The 20472-nt window shown below is 61.0% G+C and carries 18 protein-coding genes; 11 read left to right on the plus strand and 7 right to left on the minus strand.

Annotated elements, in window-relative coordinates:
- Positions 1–3 precede the first annotated feature (3 nt).
- Positions 4–1056: an agmatine deiminase family protein gene (locus ACA072_RS17395; RefSeq protein ID WP_497619341.1), complete on the minus strand. Its 1053-nt coding sequence runs from the start codon at positions 1054–1056 to the stop codon at positions 4–6.
- Between the two features lie 134 nt (positions 1057–1190).
- Here ACA072_RS17395 and ACA072_RS17400 point away from each other — a divergent pair, with 134 nt between their 5' ends.
- The 8 genes from ACA072_RS17400 (at position 1191) to ACA072_RS17435 (ending at position 13339) form a co-directional block, all read left to right on the plus strand.
- On the plus strand, positions 1191–2075 hold the full coding sequence (locus ACA072_RS17400) for a LysR substrate-binding domain-containing protein (RefSeq protein ID WP_497619343.1): 885 nt from the start codon (positions 1191–1193) through the stop codon (positions 2073–2075).
- A gap of 610 nt (positions 2076–2685) precedes the next feature.
- Positions 2686–3924 carry a non-hydrolyzing UDP-N-acetylglucosamine 2-epimerase gene (gene wecB, locus ACA072_RS17405; protein ID WP_497625008.1) on the plus strand — a complete coding sequence of 413 codons (1239 nt, stop codon included), beginning with the start codon at positions 2686–2688 and terminating at the stop codon, positions 3922–3924.
- 41 nt (positions 3925–3965) lie between these two features.
- Entirely contained in the window at positions 3966–6179 is a 2214-nt protein-coding gene (locus tag ACA072_RS17410; protein WP_497619345.1) for a hypothetical protein, read from the plus strand.
- A 12-nt stretch (positions 6180–6191) separates the two neighbouring features.
- A complete protein-coding gene (locus tag ACA072_RS17415) occupies positions 6192–8306 on the plus strand; it encodes a glycosyl transferase family protein (protein WP_497619347.1) in 2115 nt (704 codons plus the stop codon).
- Positions 8303–10846, plus strand: a complete 2544-nt coding sequence (locus ACA072_RS17420; protein WP_497619348.1) for a bacteriophage N4 adsorption protein A — start codon at positions 8303–8305, stop codon at positions 10844–10846. Before ACA072_RS17415 ends, ACA072_RS17420 begins: the two co-directional genes overlap by 4 nt.
- Positions 10847–10854: 8 nt before the next feature.
- Positions 10855–11508 carry an alginate O-acetyltransferase AlgF gene (locus tag ACA072_RS17425; protein WP_497619349.1) on the plus strand — a complete coding sequence of 218 codons (654 nt, stop codon included), beginning with the start codon at positions 10855–10857 and terminating at the stop codon, positions 11506–11508.
- The gene (locus tag ACA072_RS17430; protein ID WP_497619350.1) at positions 11505–12479 is read left to right on the plus strand and encodes an alginate O-acetyltransferase AlgX-related protein; all 975 of its coding nucleotides are present in this window, start codon (positions 11505–11507) and stop codon (positions 12477–12479) included. The genes ACA072_RS17425 and ACA072_RS17430 overlap by 4 nt, the downstream gene beginning before the upstream one ends.
- Positions 12476–13339 carry an alpha-amylase family protein gene (locus tag ACA072_RS17435; protein WP_497619352.1) on the plus strand — a complete coding sequence of 288 codons (864 nt, stop codon included), beginning with the start codon at positions 12476–12478 and terminating at the stop codon, positions 13337–13339. Before ACA072_RS17430 ends, ACA072_RS17435 begins: the two co-directional genes overlap by 4 nt.
- 12 nt (positions 13340–13351) lie before the next feature.
- On the opposite strand, the gene ACA072_RS17440 is transcribed toward ACA072_RS17435, so the two are convergent.
- The 3 genes from ACA072_RS17440 to ACA072_RS17450 form a co-directional block, all read right to left on the minus strand.
- On the minus strand, positions 13352–13831 hold the full coding sequence (locus ACA072_RS17440) for a VOC family protein (RefSeq protein ID WP_497619353.1): 480 nt from the start codon (positions 13829–13831) through the stop codon (positions 13352–13354).
- A gap of 35 nt (positions 13832–13866) precedes the next feature.
- Positions 13867–15087 carry an MFS transporter gene (locus tag ACA072_RS17445; protein WP_497619354.1) on the minus strand — a complete coding sequence of 407 codons (1221 nt, stop codon included), beginning with the start codon at positions 15085–15087 and terminating at the stop codon, positions 13867–13869.
- 693 nt (positions 15088–15780) lie between these two features.
- A complete protein-coding gene (locus ACA072_RS17450) occupies positions 15781–16170 on the minus strand; it encodes a c-type cytochrome (protein ID WP_497619356.1) in 390 nt (129 codons plus the stop codon).
- A 182-nt stretch (positions 16171–16352) separates the two neighbouring features.
- Here ACA072_RS17450 and ACA072_RS17455 point away from each other — a divergent pair, with 182 nt between their 5' ends.
- Together ACA072_RS17455 and ACA072_RS17460 are read left to right on the plus strand one after the other, a co-directional pair.
- Positions 16353–16928: a thioesterase family protein gene (locus ACA072_RS17455; RefSeq protein WP_497619358.1), complete on the plus strand. Its 576-nt coding sequence runs from the start codon at positions 16353–16355 to the stop codon at positions 16926–16928.
- A 67-nt stretch (positions 16929–16995) separates the two neighbouring features.
- Positions 16996–17301, plus strand: coding sequence for a DUF7693 family protein (locus tag ACA072_RS17460; RefSeq protein ID WP_497619360.1), 306 nt, complete (start codon positions 16996–16998; stop codon positions 17299–17301).
- Here the strand turns inward: ACA072_RS17460 and ACA072_RS17465 are convergent.
- From ACA072_RS17465 to ACA072_RS17475, 3 genes are read right to left on the minus strand one after another with little or no spacing between them, the layout of a single operon-like run.
- A complete protein-coding gene (locus tag ACA072_RS17465; RefSeq protein ID WP_497619362.1) occupies positions 17298–18266 on the minus strand; it encodes a saccharopine dehydrogenase family protein in 969 nt (322 codons plus the stop codon). The genes ACA072_RS17460 and ACA072_RS17465 overlap by 4 nt on opposite strands.
- Complete coding sequence (locus ACA072_RS17470) at positions 18263–18664, minus strand: VOC family protein (RefSeq protein WP_497619364.1); 402 nt, start codon at positions 18662–18664, stop codon at positions 18263–18265. Before ACA072_RS17470 ends, ACA072_RS17465 begins: the two co-directional genes overlap by 4 nt.
- 18 nt (positions 18665–18682) lie before the next feature.
- Positions 18683–19426 (minus strand): SDR family NAD(P)-dependent oxidoreductase, encoded by a 744-nt coding sequence (locus ACA072_RS17475; RefSeq protein WP_497619366.1) that lies wholly within the window; start codon positions 19424–19426, stop codon positions 18683–18685.
- A 138-nt stretch (positions 19427–19564) separates the two neighbouring features.
- Here ACA072_RS17475 and ACA072_RS17480 point away from each other — a divergent pair, with 138 nt between their 5' ends.
- A complete protein-coding gene (locus tag ACA072_RS17480; RefSeq protein ID WP_497619368.1) occupies positions 19565–20458 on the plus strand; it encodes an AraC family transcriptional regulator in 894 nt (297 codons plus the stop codon).
- Positions 20459–20472: the final 14 nt, after the last annotated feature.

Genomic DNA, 20472 nt, shown 5'->3' on the forward strand with positions numbered 1-20472 from the left:
GCATCACCCCTGCACTGGCCAGGCAGGCTGTTGCTGGGTAATGCAATGCACCCCGCCGCCGCCATGGGCCAGGTGATTGATCCGCACAGGCACCACCTCGCGTCCCGGGAACGCCTGAGCCAATACTTCGGCCGCCGCGTTGTCGGCGTCGATGCCATAGGCCGGCATGATGATCGCGTTGTTGGCGATGTAGAAATTGGTGTACGAGGCGCAGAACACTTCGGCTTCGGTGTCCACGGCCTCGGTGGCTTCATAAAGCTCGATCAGCTCGAACTTGCGCCCGCGGGCATCGGTGGCCAGTTCCAGCGCGCGACGGTTTTCCCGTGCAACCTCGGCATACACCGACTGCTTGTCGTGGGTGGCGTCTACCAGCAACACGCCGGGGCGCGCAAAGGCACAGACGCCATCGACGTGGCCGTCAGTCATGTCACCGGTCACGTAGTCAGGATCACCCGGCAGCCAGATGGTTTTTTTCACGCCGAGCAGACGGGTGAAAATCTCCTCGATCTCGGCCTTGGTCATGCCCGGGTTGCGATTGGGGTTGAGCAACACTGACTCGGTGGTGATCAGCGTGCCCTCGCCGTCGACATGAATCGCACCGCCTTCGTTACTCAACGGGGTGCCGAAACACGGCACGCCGAGGCGATTGAGTGCGCGACGCGCCAGGCTTTCGTCCAGGTTATGCAGCGACTTGCCACCCCAGGCGTTGAAGCGCCAGCTCACACCGGCCAGGCCGTGTTGCGGATGGCAAACGAAGCTCGGGCCGGAGTCCCTGCACCAGCTGTCATTCACGGCCAACTCGATCAGTTCGATGTTGGGTCCGCACAATGCTTGGGCACTCGCGACAGCCGACGGGTCAACCACCATTTTCACCGGTTCGAAGCGGGCGATAGCGTTGGCCACCCGGGCGAAATCTTCCTGCACCAATGGCAAGGTGACACGCCAGCCCGATTCCCAGAGTGCCTGGTTGTGCGGCCAGACCATCCAGGTCGCGGCGTGTTTCACCCATTCCGCCGGCATCCACCAGCCACTGTTTTGACATTCGTTCTGCTGCATGACAAGCACCCTTGAGTTAAGTCATTGTGTTCAATGAAAACTGCCTTCGCGGTCTTGGCATGCATGCTACGGCCGTAAAACAAGGCCAACAAACGATGGATTTTGTAGAAAAGTGATTAGAGGAACTTATCAATATGCTCAAGCACTGGCCTCCGCTCAGCACCCTTCGAGGCTTTGAAGCCGCTGCCCGCCTCGGTAGCTTTCACAAGGCTGCCGACGAGTTGCACCTGACCCAGTCGGCCATCAGCCAGCAGATCCGCACGCTTGAGGCGTACCTTGAGCAGCCGTTGTTTTTTCGCAGTGGACGCAGCGTCAGCCTGACTGATGCCGGGCATGATTTGCTGAGCACAACCCAGGCGTTATTGCAGCAACTGGCGGTCGGCATTCGCCGCCTCGGGCAATACCAGAAGCCCAATCAACTCGTGCTCAACACCACACCGACTTTCGCCCGTCATTGGTTGTTGCCACGCCTGGGGGATTTTCGTCGGCAGCATCCGGAAGTCGACCTGTGGATTTTCAGCACCGATGAAGTCCCGGACATGACCACCCAAACCATCGACCTCGCGGTGCGCGACGACATCAGCTCCCAGGCTGAGTGCAGCTTCAAGGTGCTGCACGCCGACCGCCTCTACCCGGCCTGCCACCCGGACCTGTTGGCGGTGCCCGTCGAGCAGCGCACCACCCTTCACGGCGAACGGGAAATGGATTGGAGTCACTGGGCCGTGGAGGCTGGCATTGATGTCGGCCAGAAAGATCAGGGGCTGAATTTCTCCGACCCCGGCCTGCTGCTGGACGCGGCGTGCGCGGGGCTCGGCATCGCGCTGGTCAGCCAATTGCTGAGTCGACCAGCGCGGGACAGCGGACTGCTGCAACCCTTGGTGGAGGACACCATTCGCGGTCCGAACTGGGCCTTGCTGACCCACCGCGACAGCGAGAACAATCCATTGGCGCGAAGCTTCATCGAATGGCTGCTGAGTAGCCTGGAGGCGACGAGCCAGACACTCACACTTACGACATGAATGGGTGCGCGACAGTTGGCCACTATGAGCAGCCAGGTACGTCGGCAGAGTTTACATTTCACGATAGAACACTCTGCCCACTACTATTACGCGACAGTACCTTTACAAGAAACTTTATTAGTTCAAAAAGAATATCCAGTGTATCGTGACATTATTCAGGCGTCATTTAAGTGGCTGACACTTCAAAAAACCACACCGTTAATACCATCGATCGCGACCGTTATAACCAATCAATAATTCATCCATACCGACGAACGGACACAGAATAATAAAACCTTTTAAAATCAACAATTTAAGATGCGAATAACAACCAAAACAAAACCCCTGGAAAAACACAAAACCCTAAAAAGACAGACCATAATTACAAAAGTTTCAAACTAATTTATTAAATAAATAACCTCATATAACTCTTTAAAACATTGCTCTTCGATGCTAATAATCCCGCCGCTTCCGGGTTTACAGGCGATACACCCTCTCACATGAAGTGATCATCAGCGCCCACGCTGATCTCCCGGTATTAATCAAAATTCAGATAACACAGCCTGCCCAAGTCTCAATAAAACTTGGGCCTGCATTGTGCTGCGCACTCGAACTGCGCGAGGAAGGCATCATCGCTCGCCATCATTCAAGGATTAAAATCCTTTCGATCTTCGGTACCCGCCCGGAAGCCATCAAGATGGCGCCGTTGGTCAAAGCCCTCGCTGCGGAACCCGGCATTGATTCGCAGATTTGCATTACCGGCCAACATCAAAGCATGTTGAAACAGGTGCTGGATCTGTTCGACCTCAAGGCCGATTACACCCTCGACGTCATGACGCCGCACCAAACGCTCAACTCCCTGACGGCGGCGCTTTACGGTGCGATCGACCCGGTGCTTGAAATGACCTGCCCGGACCGGGTGCTGGTGCATGGCGACACCACCTCGGCCATGGTCGCCGCGATGGCGGCGTTCCATCGACGCATCCCGGTCGGCCATGTAGAAGCCGGGCTGCGCACCGGTGATATCTACAGCCCGTGGCCGGAAGAGATGAACCGACGCTGCATCGACCTGGGTTCGGACATGCTGTTTGCGCCGACCCATGAGTCGCGCCAGAACCTGCTCGACGAACGCCTGCAGGGTCGCACCTTCGTCACCGGCAACACGGTGATCGACGCGTTGCAGATGACCGCACGGCGCATCGAGCAGGACGCCGGCCTGCGTGCCAGCCTGGACCAACAGTTCTCGTTCCTGCAGGCCGGCCGCAAGGTGCTGCTGGTGACCGGGCATCGTCGGGAAAATTTCGGCGAAGGCTTCCTGGATATCTGCAAGGCCCTGAGCCATCTGGCCCGGCGCACGGATATCCAGATCGTTTATCCGGTGCACCTGAACCCGAACGTCATGGGCCCGGTCACCGAGCACCTGGGCGATCTGCCCAACGTGCACCTCATCCAGCCGCTGGACTACCTGGCCTTCGTGCGCCTGATGCAACGGGCCCATGTGATCCTCACCGATTCCGGTGGCGTGCAGGAAGAAGCGCCGTCTCTGGGCAAGCCGGTACTGGTCATGCGGGACGTGACCGAGCGCCCGGAAGCTGTCGCGGCGGGCACTGTGCGCCTGGTCGGCACCTCACCGGACTCGATCATCGCCGGCGTCAATGCACTGTTCGATGACGATCTGCTGTGGCGTCGTTGCTCCCAGGCGGCCAACCCTTACGGCGATGGCAAGGCCAGTGCGCGCATCGTCGATGCCCTGATGGGCCGCCCGGTGGATGATTTCATCGTCGCCGGCCAGCCCTTGCCCAAGTTCCTGCACTACCCGTCAGCGCAGTCTGTGCCCGAGAAGCAGTACCCGGCTTTTACCTCTCGATAAACCAAACCGCTCCTCCCCTTATCAGCTCGAGATCTACCTGAATGAAGTCTTCCGTTGCCATCCATACGGGTGCGCTCAGCGCCCTTGCCTGTGGCGTGAGCCTGCTCGCGCTCATGCCGACCTTTGCCTTGGCCGCGGACAGCCCGCTCACCCAGGCGATCAACCGGCTCAACGCCGACACCCGACAAGAGCGTGAGGTGCGCTTGAGCGATCTGGGGATCGACGCACCGATCATCCTCGGTTCCACCGATGCCCGCCGCGAACTGTATCTGCCGGTGCCGGCGGGCGTACCGCTGACGGATGCCACGTTGAATTTCGACGCCAGTTACCTGAATGGCGAAGGCGGCCGCAACACGCTGCTGCTGTCGCTGGACGGTTATCCGGTGCGCGCCGAAGGCCTCAGCGAACCTCAGGGTGACGCCAGCGCCACGCTGGGCGTGGACAAGAAAGCCCGGGACAGCGGCTCGGTGCGCCTGGGCATCGCCTGGTCGTCGATCGTGTCCCGTGTACTGTGCGAAGACGAACGCGCCATCGGCAACGTCTTGCGCATCGAACCGGATACCCGCCTGACTTACAGCTACGACGCCAGTCAGCTACGGGACGTCGGTGCAGCGTGGACAGCGTTACCAGGCAAACCGGGGATCATGGTCGCACCCGGCACCTTATCCGCTGAAAGCTACGATTCGGCGTGGCGTCTGGGCGTGGCACTGGAGCGGATTGGCAAGCGCAGTCAAATCCTGCCCTTCCCTGCCGTACAAGACAGCGTTGACCTGAGCGGCCTGCGCATTCCGGCCGAACTGCAAGGTATTCCAGCGTTCGCCAGCCTCAACGGCAAAGGTCCGCACACGTTGGCGAACCCGGCGGAAATCGGCGCATTGCTGGTATTGGGCCAGACGCCGAACGTCCAGGCGGATCTGGCGGTCAACGACCCGCAACTGCTGCAAGCGGTCAATGAATCCCTCGACGCGCTGCAAAGCCAGATCCAGGGCCTCGATGCCACGGCGGCCAACGCGTTCACGCAATGGCGTGAGAAACATATCAATGCCGGCCTTGCCGCCGAGGGCACAGACAATGTGCGCCTGGCCCTGGTGGGCACGCGTCCGGTCCTGATGATCGCGCCGCATGCCACCGGCAAGGCGCTGGCCTTGTTCAGCACCGCCTGGAACAAACTGGCACGCAGCCGCCAATTGACCATCAGCGAAGCGCAGATGCCCTTGAGCACCGACGGCCGTGTCGCCCTGTCACGCCTGGGCGGCAATTCCGGCGCTATCGACGTGCTGGCCAAGTCCGACTGGAGCACGTCGTTCCCTCTGGGCAGCGTGGCCTACGACGGTCGCTTGCCGGTGAAGGCTGTGGTCGACGTGTCTGCGGCACCCGGCGCTTCGGACACTGCGCCGGTGGCCTCGCTGTTTCTCAATGATTACCTGATTGGCGCGCAGCAGCTGGTGGCCAATGGTGAAAAGCAACGCATCGAAGCGCGCATCCCGCGTTACGCCGTGGGCGCGACCAACGTGCTGCGCGTATCGTTCCAGCGTCAGCCAGTGAGTGATCGCTGCCTGGAAACGCCGCAAGCCTTCCCGGTGTCGGTGCTGCCGACCAGCCACATCGTGCTGGAAAAAACCGCCTTGGGTAATGACTTCTCCGGCATGGCCGCGCGCTTTGCCGAAGACACGCAAATCCTCGTGCCGCGGGCTTACCTCGAGCACCCGGCAAGCAGCTTGCCGCAGGTGATTTCGGTTGCTGACGCTGCGGGTGTCTCGCCGCTGCGGGCGCAACTGAAGGTCGTCACCGACCCGAAAGCCTCGGTCACGCTGGACAAGGCCTTCCTCGCCTTCGAGCTGCCGATCAAGGACAGCAAGGAGTCGGTGCAAGTCGATGAGCAAGGGCGCCTGCGCATCAATCACAAGGATCAAGTATTGCTTGACGTGCATCCCCTCAACCACCTGGCCACGTTGCAAGTGGTGGATGCCGGCGGCCAGCACGGCCTGGTCTATCGCGCCCTGGGCAGTGACGCACCACGCTTCGCCAAACAGATTCTGCTGACCCGCGGCGACGTGGCCATCCTCGGTGACAACGGTGCACTGACCACCTTCGACACCCAGGATCCAAACGGCAGCCAATTGATCGACAACGAAGAACCCAAGGGCCTGGACGCCTGGCGTACGCCGTCGCTGTTGTGGCTGATTCCGGGTGGCATCCTGTTGGTCCTCATCCTGTTGCTGGCTGGCCGTAACGCCCGTCGCAATCGCCAGTAACGGAACCCTTCGATGACGTCGCTTTATTGGCCCTATTGGCTGGCCCACTACTACAGCTTCCTGGAGTTCTCGACCATCGTGGTCGCGGTGCTGATCCTGATCTCCAGCCTGGATGACCTGTTCATCGACCTGTGGTACTGGTCTCGCCGCCTGTTTCGCAAGTTCACTGCGGACCGAAAATACCGGCCGCTGACCGCCGAGCAGCTGATGGCCCGGGATGAACAGCCGCTGGCAATCATGGTCCCGGCCTGGCTGGAATATGACGTCATCGCGCCGATGATCGAGAACATGGTGTCGACCCTCGATTACCAGAACTATGTGGTTTTCGTCGGCACCTACATCAACGACCAGCGCACCATCGATGAAGTCGAACGCATGCGTCGGCGCTACAAGCAGCTGCATCGCGTGGAAGTCCCGCATGCCGGGCCGACCTGCAAGGCCGACTGCCTGAATTGGGTGATCCAGGCGATCTTCCTGCACGAGAAAACCCACGGCATGACCTTTGCTGGCGTGGTGTTGCACGACAGCGAAGACGTGCTGCACCCAATGGAATTGCGTCTGTTCAACTACTTGCTGCCGCGCAAGGACATGATCCAGTTGCCCGTGGTGTCGCTGGAGCGCAACTGGTACGAATGGGTGGCCGGCACCTACATGGACGAATTTGCCGAATGGCATGGCAAGGATCTGGTGGTGCGTGAAAGCATGACTGACACGGTACCGTCTGCCGGGGTCGGCACCTGTTTCTCCCACCGAGCCCTGCGCGTACTGGCCGGGGAAACCCAGAACCAGCCGTTCAACACCGACAGCCTCACCGAGGACTACGACGTTGGCGCACGCCTGGCCAAGGTCGGCATGAACGCGATCTTTGTGCGTTTCCCGGTGCAGTTTCGCGTGCTGCGCAAATCCTGGTTTCGCAAGCCTTACGAATCGACCCTGAAGATGCCGTTGTGCGTGCGCGAATTCTTTCCCGATACCTTTCGCACGGCGTTTCGCCAGAAAGCCCGCTGGACACTGGGCATCGGCCTGCAAGGCTGGGAGCAAATGGGCTGGAACGGCTCGCTGGCCAACCGCTATTTGCTGTTTCGTGACCGCAAAGGCGTAGTGACGGCGTTCGTCAGCATCATCGCCTACGTGATTCTGGTGCAGCTGCTGGGCCTGATCATCCTGCGCCAGAGTGGCCTGTGGGACGTGAGTTTCCCGACGCCGTTCGAAACCAACGGATTCATCTACTACCTGCTGCTGGCCAACGGTATCGCGCTGGCCTGGCGCATCGCCCATCGCTGTTATTTCACCACCGTGCTGTACGGCTGGCAGCACGGTTTGCTGTCGATCCCGCGCATGGTGGTGGGCAACTTCGTCAACTTCATGGCCGCGTCACGGGCCTGGCGCATGTTCCTGGTCGGCAAGGTGATGAATCGCAAACTGGTGTGGGACAAGACCATGCACGACTTCCCCTCCACCGATCTGGTCGCTGCCGCACCGCGCAAGCTGGGCAGCGTGTTGCTGTCCTGGCAGGCGATCAACGAAACCGACCTGCAAAGCGCCCTCGCCGAACAGAAAACCCGGCACATGCCCTTGGGGCGGATCTTGCTCAGCAATGGCTGGCTGGACGACGAGACGCTGGCCGAAGCCATCGCTTTCCAGAACGACCTGCCGCGGGTGTTCGATGTGGCCCACAAGGCACAGGCGTCGACCCTGACCCTGGACGATGAGTTCGCGCTGCGCTGGCGTGTGGTGCCGGTGGGTTTGAATGCCGACGGCCGAGCACAACTGGCCGTGGCCAGTCCGTTGCCGGCCGAAGGCCTGCAACAAGTCAGCGAAGTGCTGGGCAGCGAACCGGTGCAGCTGATTGCCCGGGAAAGCGAAATCGTCGCGCAGTTGCGCCTGTTGAACGTGCGCGAAGGCCAGTCCGTACCGGACGCCCGCGCGCCACTGCTGGGTGATCTGTTGATTGAAATGGGTCTGCTGGATCGCGATGTGTTCAACCGCACCATGTTGCAGTACCGCCCGCAGCGTCACGGACGCATCGGCGACTATCTGGTCGACAGCGGCGTGCTGCCCCGCGCCACCATCGAAAAGGCCGTGGCCCGTCAGCACAGCCACTACCCTGCGGAGCTTGCGACATGAACCGCCCCTTGTTGACCCTCATGGCCACGGGGCTGAGCCTGATACCGGCGCTGGCGCATGCCGAGACGCTGCCATTGCCGCTGACCGGCCCGGCCTACGTCACCGCCAACGAGGCCTACAGCGCCTACGAGCGCAAAGACTACGACCTGGCCATCGCCAAGGCTCGTGAAGCGTTGCGTCAGCGCGCCGACATCACCCGTTTGAATACGCTGATCGTGCTGGCTCAAAGGGACAAGGACCTGCGCGATCATCCCAAACGCTACCCGCAGTCGCGTCAGGCGCCCGGTTTCGGCGCCGCCGCCCAGGCGTTCAAAGCCTATGATCGCGATGATTTCAGCGCAGCGGCACAGGCGTCACGCAAAGCCATCGCTCAAGCACCCAAGCGCATGGATTATCGACTGCTGCTGATCGAGTCGTTACAGCGCCAACAGCATTTGCAGGAAGCAGATCAGGCCACCACCCAGGCACTGGCCGTGTTCCCGGACGACGATACGTTGCTGATGCGCCGCGAAGCGATTCGTCGGCAATTGGCGGCGCCGCTGGCGGTCGAGGGTTATCGCGCCCTGGAGCAAGGCCAAGTGCCGTTGGCCGTGGATCAGGCCCGAAAAGCCGTCGCCTGGGCGCCGGAGATCGGCGCCAATCAGCAACTGCTGATCAGCGCCCTGCTCGCGGCCAAGGATTACCGAGGGGCCGAGCTGGCCGCGTCCGGCGCACTGGCGCAGGACGATGGCGAAATCGCACCGTGGATTCTGCGCAGCTACGCCCTGGATCGTCAGGGCAAAACAGCAGCGGCCGAAGCGGATCTGAAGCACGCCTTGGCCATCGATGGTCTGCTGGAAGCGGAAACCCGCGACATCCGTTTCTTCGCCGCCGACGCTGCGCTGGCCCATGGCGAGCCTCAGCGGGCGCTCGACCAGTTGCAACCTTTGACCGACGATGAAGGCGGCGAAGTGGCCCGCCGACGCACGGCCGCCAGAATGGCGCTGCGACAGAAAAACAACGGCTCGAACGCTGTCGCCCAGTTTCCGGCACCGGCGTTGAACTGTCAGGAAACGGCCTTCGGCCTGGTCTGCGATATCTGGCCGGGCAACCAGCGCGACGGCGGAACCGACAAGGCCGGCCAGGCCTACGCGGCCCTCGCCAGCAAGGACCCCGCCTCGGCGGTCGTCCTGGCAAATGAAGCCATTGCCCGTGCGCCTCAGAATCCGGCGTACCGGCGCCTGCTCGTCAGCGCCCTGAGTGACCAGAAACGAATGCCGGAAGCCATCACGGCAGCCAATGAGGGCCTCAAGCTCACCGGCGATGACGCTCGGCTGCTGGCCCAACGTGGCCGTCTGCGCCAGCAAGCGGGTGACGATGCCGGGGCGCGCAAGGACTTTACCCAGGCCTTGGCGCTGGGCAACCTGCCCGCTTACGAAGAAGCCAGTTTGTATAGCGCCATCGGCCAGCGCCGAACCGCTCGCGAACGGCTGCAACAAGCGCGGGACACCGGCGAACTGGAGTCGATGAGCGACCTGCAAATCGCTTACTTGTCGGTCCAGGCCGGCGACGATGACGGCGCCCACGCGTCGTTCCGCAAGGCCGACGCCGACACCCGACTCACGCCGACAGCCACTCAGGATGCGGCCTACAACGCCATGCGGGTCAGCGAGGACGAGCAAGCCGTCAGCTACTTCAAGCGCGTCATCGACGCCAACACTGCCGGTGAACTGGACATGCCTGCGCAGCAGCTGTTCGACACCCGTCGCGCCGTGGCCGATGTGTCGCGCACCTGGGGGTTGACCAACACCACCAGTTATCGCGGCAACAGTACCAGCAGCGGCTTGAGTTCAGCCCCGAGCGGCGGCAGTAGTAGCAATGACAGCCTGCAAAACAGCACCGAGTTGTCCTGGCGTCCTTTGGGCTACCGCAACGCGCGGTTTGTTGAACTCTACGGACGCGTCACTGACACGCTGTGGAGCAAAAACAGCGATTCGGACACCGGTTTCGATGCGCTGCAAGGCGCCGTGGGTGTGCGGGTCAAACCCTTCACGTCGCTGAACGTGATGGCCGCCGTCGAGCGCACTTTCCCCTTGGGATCATCGGACGTCGACGGTGACTGGCTGCTGCGCCTGGGCTATGGCGCAAGCGTCGGGACCGATCTGCGGGTCGATGCCTCCAGCTGGTGGACCTCGCAGTTGTTCGCCGAGGCAGGACATTACGTCAACGACTCGCGGGACTATTTCAACAGCGAATGGCAGGTCGGCCGCAGCTACGCCATCGGCGGCGCAGGCTCGCGCTGGGTGACGTTCCCCCACGTGGTGGCCGCGTTCGATTACGACTCGAAGATGAACAGCGGGACCGACTCCGACGGCAAATCGGATTCATCGTCCGGCAAGGCTGGCGGCATCGGCGTCGGCAACAACGTCCGCTACTGGTTCCGCGAAGATGCCTACAACGCGCCCCGTTCCTATGTCGACTTCTCCCTGCAGTACCGCGTCAAGGTGCTGGGCGATGATCGCGCCCAAGGTGTCTTCGGTCGCCTGACTTATTCCTACTGAGGACTTGCATGAACATTCGATTCTGTTTGTGGCTGGGACTTGGCCTGATCCCGACGTGGGCAAACGCCGCCCCTGAAATTGCCCAGCTGTACGCGCCAAAACTGCCCGAGGGTTCCGCCTGGGTGCGGGTGGTCAATCCCTCCGACACCGCCATGCAGGTCCAGGTGGGCCAGGGCGCGAATTTCGCCCTTTCCGCCCAGGCCACAGTGGCCAGTCCTTTTCAGGTCGTGGACTCGCGACAGCCGCTGCAAGTGACCGTCAACGGTCGCGAGATACAGGGCCTGAGCACATCGAAAGGTGCATGGGTCACACTGATACTCGACAGCGACCCGGCACGGACACCCCGCCTGATCATCGATCCACCGCTGCGCGGCAAAGACCTGCGCGCCGAACTCAATATCTACAACCTGGCCAACGGTTGCGAAAAGGCCGGGGTCAAACTGGCTAACCATGCCCCTGTGTTCAATCAGGTGCCGTTCAACGGCCAGGCCCAGCGCACGATCAATCCGGTGCAGGCGACGCTGGTTGCCAATTGCGAGCAGAACAACAGCCTGCCGTTCAAGCTGGCGCCCTTCAAGGCCGGCGATCGTTACAGCCTGTTCCTGGTCGGCTCCCGCCAGGCTCCACGCCTGATCGGCCTTGTCGACCAGACCGCGCCATGATCTTTCCATTGAAATCTCGCTTGCCGATCCCGGCCATGATCGCCGGTCTGTTGTTGAGCCTGTCGGGCACCGGCGTTCAAGCGGCCTCGGCGGTCATCACTGGCGAAGGTGGCTGGCTGTTCCCGGCCTGGGAAAGCTTGAGCAAGGTCGATAACGCCGGCACGGCCCGCAACATTGCGCTGGTGAAACAGCTCCAGCAGCAACTGCAAGCCGAACACATCGGGCTGGTCATATTGGTGGTGCCAATGAAGGCGCCGTTTTATGCCGCGCGCCTGCCCGCCAATCAGTCCTTGAGCCCGGCCGTGATGCAGCGTTACGAGCACTTGCAGAGCGACCTGACCCAGGCAGGCCTGACCACGCTGAACATCAAGCCCGTCCTGCAACGCACCGAACAGGGCAAACAGACCGCGTTTTACCGCGCCGACTACCACTGGACAGCCTGGAGCGCGGAAAACAGCGCCGACGCCACGGCGCAACTGATTACCGAGCGTTACCGTCTGCAAGGCGAACCCGGCGGTGGCGCGGCGCTGGGCGAGTGGTTCGACCGACGCGCGTTCGGTGATCTGGCGAGCAATTTTCTGCCGGCCATCAAGCGTAAGTCGATTGGCCGCGACATCTACACCGTTCGCCATCAGGCACAAAACGACTTGCTGATCGATGACGCACCGGCGCCGGTTCAGGTGATCGGCAACAGCTTCGTCCAGCCTTACCTGGGCTTTACGCAAAAGCTTTCCAATGCCCTGGACCGTCCCGTCGCACTGACGTGGAATCCTGGCGATGTCGGCCCGTGGGCTACGCTGCTGCAATACCTGGAGTCTGCGGATTTCGCCCAACACAAGCCACAAGTGATCGTCTGGCAATTCAACGAGGGCCAATTCCACTTAGGCCCCGATGCCGCCGCCCACTGGAACGCCAAAGGCGTCACCTCACTGAGCCAATGGCATCAGCGCATCAACAAGGCCCTTCCGTGAACATTCTTGGTTACACCGCCAGTCGTGCGACCGTTGTGGGTCTGTTGTTTGCCGTCATTCTCGGCACCGGGACCGGCGTGCTTTACGTGACGGACAAAAAGGCCCAGACCCCAGGGATCGTCGGCATCGTCTGGCAGCCGGACAACAAGACCGTCGGCATCAACGGCCACTGGGAAAAACTGGGGGCCCGTGAGCTGCTGGTGCAGTGGACCGTCGTCGACGATCAGGCATTCGTTGCCGGTACCGGCCTGCCCAGCGTACCGGTCCTGCCCGATTGGGCACGCATCGCCAAGGCCCCTTGGGCGCAAGACGTCATCCTCGGACTGGCCGGCTATTTCAGCGAAAACCGCTCACGGGACAACATCGAGCAACTGGCGGCGGTCTCGGAACGCATCGCCAAATTGCCGACGCCCTTGCACGTCACCGGCTGGTATTTCCCCGCCGAAGTCGACCCCAGCTGGACCCGCGCCAAGGAACTGCCCGCCCTGCTCGCCAAGTTACCGCGACCGCTATGGATCAGCGTCTATGACGGCGCCAACATCGGCCCCGTCGCCACAGCCGAATGGCTCAAGCAGTGGCTGCCGAGTGACATTGGCGTGTTCTTCCAGGACGGCGTCGGTGTCTACGCCCGCACCGCACCGGTCGCCAGGACCTACGCCGACGCCTTGCGCCAGCGCCTGGGCAAAGACCGGGTGCGCATCATCGTCGAAGCCTTCCGGCCCAACTTCGGTGGTGGATTCCGCTCCGCGACCGTCGCCGAGCTCAAGCCGCAATTGGCGGCCTATGACGGTTACCCGCTGTACCTGTTCGACGGGCCGCACTACGTGACGCCTGAACTGGTGGAGCAATTGGCGCGATAACGTCAGGCCGGGTTAACCCCTGACAGCCGCTTCAATCGCCGCGACGTCGATTTTCCCCATCTGCATCATGGCGTTGAACGCGCGCTTGGCCGCCGCTGGATCAGGATGGTTGATGGCCTCCGTCAGGACACGCGGCGTGATCTGCCACGACAGTCCCCATTTGTCCTGGCACCAGCCGCAGACGTTTTCCCGGCCGCCGTTTCCGACAATCGCATTCCACAAACGGTCCGTCTCGGCCTGGTCGTCGGTGGCCACCTGGAACGAGAACGCCTCGTTGTGCTTGACCCCCGAGCCTCCGTTCAGGCCGAGACAGGGAATGCCCATCACCGTGAACTCGACCGTCAACACATCGCCCTGCTTGCCCGCCGGATAGTCGTCAGGCGCGCGAAGGATGGTGCCCACCGCGCTATCGGGAAACGTCTTGGCATAGAACGTCGCGGCCTCCAGCGCGGCGCCGTCGTACCAGAGGCAAATCGTGTTTTTGCTGACCATTCTGGTTCTCCAACATTGGGGAGTGAATGATCATTCTAGCTGGCTGATGACTGGAAGCCGGGCTCGGCGCAAACCGCTGACGAGGCGCGAAGTTCAGGCAGCCCCAGAAGCACGACCACCACCATGAAGATCCCCGCGACAATGGCGACACCGAACCCTGCCCGCGCGCCGTAAACATCAATGACCAGACCCGCGGCTACGCCACCGAGTGCTACGCCGATACTGATGCCAGTCGACATCCACGTCAGTCCTTCGGTGATACGGGACGGCGGAACAATGATCGTACCGAGGTTCATGACGACGACCATCGTCGGGGCAAATGACATGCCTGCCACAAACAGCATCCCCGAAAGGATGTAGACGTCCGGTGAGAAAATCGGCAGCACGCCGGTGACGGCCGTGACCAGTACCCCAACGAAGAACTGCTTTTCAATCGGCAAGGAAAACCTTAACGCGCCGAACGTCAGGCCTGCGATCAGGGAGCCGAGCGCATAGGCGGCCAGGATGAAACTGGCAGACGCTGGCCAGTCTTGCGCGTTGGCGAAGGCCACCACAGCCACATCGATTGATCCGCCCATCACACCCATCGCCATCAGCGCGAGGACGATGGTGCGAAGGCCGGGGATCAGCAACGCCGAGCCTGCGTTCTTCCTGCTGCCCACGACCACCTTAGGTTCTGTCTGCCGCTGCAAAAGAAAAGCCGTCACGCCGATGACCAGCAGCAAGACAGCAACCAGCGGTCCGGCTTCGGCGAAGAAACGGGTGCTCAAACCAATGGCCAGGGGTGGGCCGATAATAAAGGCCAACTCAGTGATAACTGTGTCCAGGGAAAAGGCTGTATGTAATTGCGGCTTGCCACGGAACAGTTGTGACCAGCGCGCTCTTATCATGGCGGGCATACTTGGCATCGTGCCCGCCAGTGCCGCAAGAATAAAAAGCAGAAAAGACGGAGCCCTCATATACACCGCCAGTATCAGCGCCAGCAACATGCCAACACTGAAGGCCGTCATAAGCGGCAAAACCCGACGTTGCCCCCGCTGATCAACGAGTTTCGATACTTGCGGGCCGAACAGCGCGTTCGCTAATGTAAAAGTGCCCGCGACCGAACCGGCCAGCCAATAAAGACCGGTCTGCTGCACCAACATGATAATGATGCCGATACCGATCATTGCCTGGGGCAAACGGGCAATGGAGCTCGCGATCACTAACCCCATGACGCCTGGGGTTGTGAGCAGTTCGCGATAAGGATTTGCCATGATGACTCCGTTTTATTATTTGATGCTGATGCCTATCCCGCTGCGCGCGTTGCAAACTATCAGGGCGGGTTATCGAATACTGAAAGTGCACGTCACACAGCAGGCAAGCGGGTAGTTACATAAGGTGCAACAGCCCCCTCATATATGCAGCTGAGCAATAAAGGCATTGTTATTGGGAAATCACTCGAGCAAAGTCGCTCGTAAAGATGACGAATAAAACAATGAATTGAAGATAGAGAAGTTACGTTGTCGTGCATCCTTGCCTCCCGAAAGTGAGCAACATCACTTCCATTGATTGATTGCACCTACATCATGTAAGTACAAACCCATGAACAACGACCAGATCAAACAACGATGGGGTTTATATTCAGAAAAAACATTCAAGTTAACGCTCTGAAAATCATCGAAACCAAGAGTCTACCCCTGACACATCGAAGTCAACATCGCTTCACCGTTGTGCTCAATGAAAGCCCGACCCAATCAGCCGGGCTTCTCATGCGCAAAAAAATCAGTCCCCCGTCAAGGACCGGCTGATCTTGTAAACAAGACTCGGCGCCTGCCCCGGTACGTCGTCCAGCACGTCGACACGTTGCATGCCGATCTTTTTCCTCTTCGGTTCGAAGTGGCCTTAACAGCAATCGCGAGGTGGTTCGTTGCATCGATATTTTCATCCTTGGCGAACGTCGGGAAGTCCTACTGCGGCTGAAAGGTCTGAAGATACGCCAACAGGTTGTCGATCTTTTCCGGATCGCTGAGCCCCCAGAAAATCATGCGGGTGCCGGGCACCACTTCCTTCGGCGCTTCAAGGTACGCAGTCAGTGTTTCGCGAGTCCAGACGATGCCGGCTGATTTCATGGCGTCGGAATATTGATAATCCGTGGTGCCGCCCGACGGGCGTCCAAAAATGCCATTGAGTTGCGGCCCGAACGAACCTCGCGCCGACTCCCCGACCTGATGGCAGCCGCCGCATATCCGTTTGAACAGTGTCGCGCCCGCTTCAGCATCGCCGGCCGCTTGTGCTGGGGCACCGAACAATCCGGCAGTGAGCACCAAGGCCAGGGTGAGTGCTGCGGCTTTCTTCATGCCCTGCCCCAAATCATCTGTGTCCGGTTCGTGGCGCTGGCGGCGAATTGGCCCACCCGTAAAAAAGAGACGTACATACATGATCCAATTGCGCTTTTCGCATGAAAAAAGTCATTTGCGCACCTACCTTACCTGATCCCTCCTGCCTAAAGTGCACCGGTCAATCAATCATCGGCGTACTTATGAATCTCTGGTTCCGACTGTTCCTCATGCTGTTTCGTCGTCCGTGGCGCAAGCCGGTCGACGCCTTGGCCACTACCGTGATCCGCCTGCGCGTCTGGCCGCTCGACCTCGACCTCAACCGCCACGTGACCAATGGCCGTTATTTCACCCTGGCCGACCTGGGTCGCATGGACTACGTGCTGCGCAGCGGCGCATTCCGGGTAGCGCTGCGCAATAAGGCGGTACCGATCGTTGGCGATACCTGGGGCAAATTCCGTCGTGAGCTGAAGCTGTTCGAAGCATTCGAGATTCACACGCGGATGCTGGGCTGGGACGAGAAGTGGAGCTTTATGGAACACCGTTTCGTGAGCAAGGGACGCGTGGTCGGCGTGGTGGTGATGCGCGGCGTGTTTCGCGCAGGCAAAGGCACGGTCGCACCCAGTGAGTTCGCCCGGGAGCTGGGCCTGGCGGAACGATCGCCGCCGATGCCGCAGTGGCTGACGGACTGGTCGCAAAGCTGCAACGACATGAGCCGTGAGCTTAGAGAAGAAGAAGGTCAACCTGCCCGGCGCCCGCAGGCAGTCGAGGAAGTTTGAGGTTCCGCTGACAGCGCCAAGCGCAGCCTCTATCCTGTGCACCCTGGCAATTTCACCGGAGAACCCTGTGCCGCCCCTGACCAACCGCGAGGTTTACCAGCAGTTGCGCGACGCCGCGCTGGAAGTCCGGCCTCTAATACACCTCGCCGAACAACCCGAGCCCGGCCACGTGCATGTCGATATCGAAGGCTGGCGCCTGAGCCTCGGTGTCGACGGCACTCGCCTGCTGCATTGCCAACGTTGCCAAAGCCCGGACGGTCGAGAAGGTGAACTCAACCATTGGCAACGTTACGGCACCGACCCGGTCAGCTTGCTCAGCACCTGGGAGCTGGCGCAGATCGAGCGTTTGCTGTGCCTTCGGCACCCGCCTTAAAGATCAACAATCACTGTACCGGCAATGCTCTCGGCAAATTCGACTCCGAACAGGCGACCCGGCGTTTCGAACCCGGAACGCCGCTCCCCGGCCAACACGCGTCGTGCTGCTTCCACAGCGGCCAACGGTGTGTAGGAGTAGCCGTTGATCGTCTCGACCATCGACCGCACAACCTGCCCGTCTGCCCCCGTCACCTCGGCAACCGCACGAGCCCGGTGAGACAATCGCTCTTGCTCGCCGGGGCCATCGGGAAGCTGTGACAAGTCGCCCTCGGGGAACGCTTCTCCGCTGATATGGACGAACATGGCGATGTTCGCGATGCCGGTAGAGCGCCCACCGGTGACAAGATCTCCGAACGACAGCGGCGCGCAGAGCACAGGCCCGGCGCCGAAATCGAAGTGACGCGGTTGCGCATCCGGCGCAGGAACGATGACGCCGTCGACCCGTGCCATCAGACCCGCACCGATGATCTCGCCAACGCTGTTGGCCGATCCGCGCGACATCGAGCCTGCGACCTGCAGCGCGATCCGCAGCGACTGCGGATGTTCGACGCGGCGGGCAATGTGCATGGCAAGGCAGTCCGTGGGGACAACGTCCCAGCCGACGCCAGGCAACAGCATCACGCCGGCTTCCTCACCCAGCCGCTCAGCCAGTCGATAAACATTGATCTCGGCGGTGATGTCGAGATAGTCGACCCCAGCCTCGATGCAGGCCCGCATCAAAGGCTCTGCCGTCAGCACAAAAGGGCCGGCGCAATTCAATAGGACGGTGACGCCGCTCAGTGCCTGCGCCGTTTGAGCGTCTGGCGCGAAGGTGCGATAAGGCACGCTCAGCTGCCGGGCCAGCGCCGCCACCCTTGTTGCGTCGCGTCCGGCGATCTCGAAGTCCAGCCCCGCCGACTTCGCCTGAGCCGCCACCATCCGGCCGGTGTACCCGGTTGCGCCGTAAATCAGCAGTTTGCTCATTGCGTGTGCTGCCAGTTTTTATAGACAAACTCGATGCTGTACCCATCCGGGTCCAATACGTTAGCGGCGTAGTAGTTCGGGTCGTAATGCAGCCGTGCGCCCGGAGCGCCGTTATCGGTTGCGCCTGCCTCCATCGCAGCGGCATAGGCTGCATCGACCTCATCCCGGCTGTTCGCAACGAACCCGACATGAGCAGCCCGTGCCTCCACCACACCTTCACGCACCCAGAAAAACACCCGGCCTTGCGCGCCGAAACCCTTGAGGTCCGGGTGGCCCGGCGGGCCGTCCTTGCCGTCGTAATCCAGCCGATGGGAGATACCCAGCGGCGTGAGCGCCGCGGTATAGAAATTGACGGAGCGTTGAGTGTCGCTCACCGAAATAAAAACATGATCAAGCATGGAATGTGCCTCGCTGATTCAGATGATGTAACCGCCGGAAACTTCAATGGACTGCGCGTTGATCCAGCCGCTTTCTTCGGACATCAGCGTGGCGATCACACGACCGACGTCGTCCGGTTCGCCGACGCGACCGAGCGCCGTTTGCGAGGCCAGCAGTGTCTCGAACTCTTCGCTCAAACCGCCGCCCAGCTCGGTGCGAATGGCACCGGGCGAAACGGCATTGGCACGGATGCGTCTCTCGCCAAACTCCTTGGCCATGTAACGAGTGAGCACTTCCAGCCCACCCTTGAACGCGGCATAAGGTGCCACGCCTGGGGTGACCACGCGCGTCGTCGCGCTGGTCAGGTTGACGATGCTCGCGCCCTCCTCCATCAGCGGCAGCAATGCCTGGGTCAGGAAGAACGGACCTTTGAGGTGAACGTTCATGAGGTCGTCGAACTGCGCCTCGGTGACCGTCTCAATCGGATTGAACAGACCGTGGCCGGCATTGTTGACCAGACCGCTCAGGGTCGTGGCTTGCCAGCTCGATTGCAGCGCCTGCCGTACCGCATCGACGAACACGTCGAACGTTCCGGCATCGCTGACATTCAGTTCGAGGGCAACAGCCTTGCCGCCCTCGGACTTGATGCGTTGAACAACCGAATCGGCCGCTTTCTGGTTGCTCTTGTAGGTCAGGATGACGCCCATTCCGCGCCGGGCACATTGCATTGCGGTGCTGGCGCCGATGCCTCGGCTGCCGCCGGTGATGACGATGACGCTCATGGCTTGCTCCACTGTTAATCAGGTGAGCCACCACGGTAACCATAGAACACATGGCAAGCGCAGCCGTTCCTGCCCGAATCCTGCCTGTTTCTGCTTTTTGCTTGCGTCGTGCATCCCCCTGCTGTCAGATGTCTCCCCATGGAAAATCAACTGAATGAACTCAGGGCTCTTGCCGCAAGGGCCGAAAACAGGCGTACAGAGACCGGGATTCCGCGCGTGGCCATGGTCCAGGGTGCGATACCCGAACATCAGCTTGCGGCGGTTTATGAGCCGATGATCAACCTGATCCTGCAGGGCAGTAAATCCATGACCGTCGGCGATCGTACGTTGCGGTATGACCCGGCAACCTATTTCGTGATGTCGATTGAACTGCCGGCGGTCGGCAGCGTGCATCCGGCCACAACCGGCGAACCGTATCTCGCCGTCGCCTTGACGCTGGACCCTGCCGTTCTGGCGACGTTGCTGACGGACCTGCCAAAACCTGCGGCACCGTCTGAACAGGAGGCCGGTTTTTCCGTGGCCGCGGTCACGCCCGAATTGATGGATGCCTGGGTGCGCATGCTGCGATTGATGGACCGGCCGGCTGACATCCCGGCGCTGAGCCCGGTTTACGAACGGGAGATTCTCTATCGGGTTTTGCAAGGACCGCACGGCTGGATGCTGCGTGAAATTGCGGCGCCTGATACGGCGATGGCCCGAGTGAGCCTGGCCATCCAGTGGATCCGCCGCGCCTTCGCCGAGCCGCTACGGGTCGAGGAAATGGCAAGGAAAGCATCGATGAGCGTGTCTGCGTTCCACCGCCATTTCAAGGCCGTCACTACGCTCAGCCCCTTGCAGTATCAAAAACGCGTAAGGCTGCTTCAGGCGCGAACGCTGTTGGTGGCGAACGCAAAAAGCGTCACCAGCGCCGCCTTCGATGTCGGTTATGAAAGCGCCACCCAATTCAGCCGCGACTACGCCCGCGTCTTCGGCTTGCCTCCGGCACGAGATGCCGCGCGGATTCTGGCCGAGATGCGCGGTCGGGCCGACTAAGGGCTTTTCAGTCC

Source organism: Pseudomonas sp. LBUM1656 (assembly GCF_059716065.1).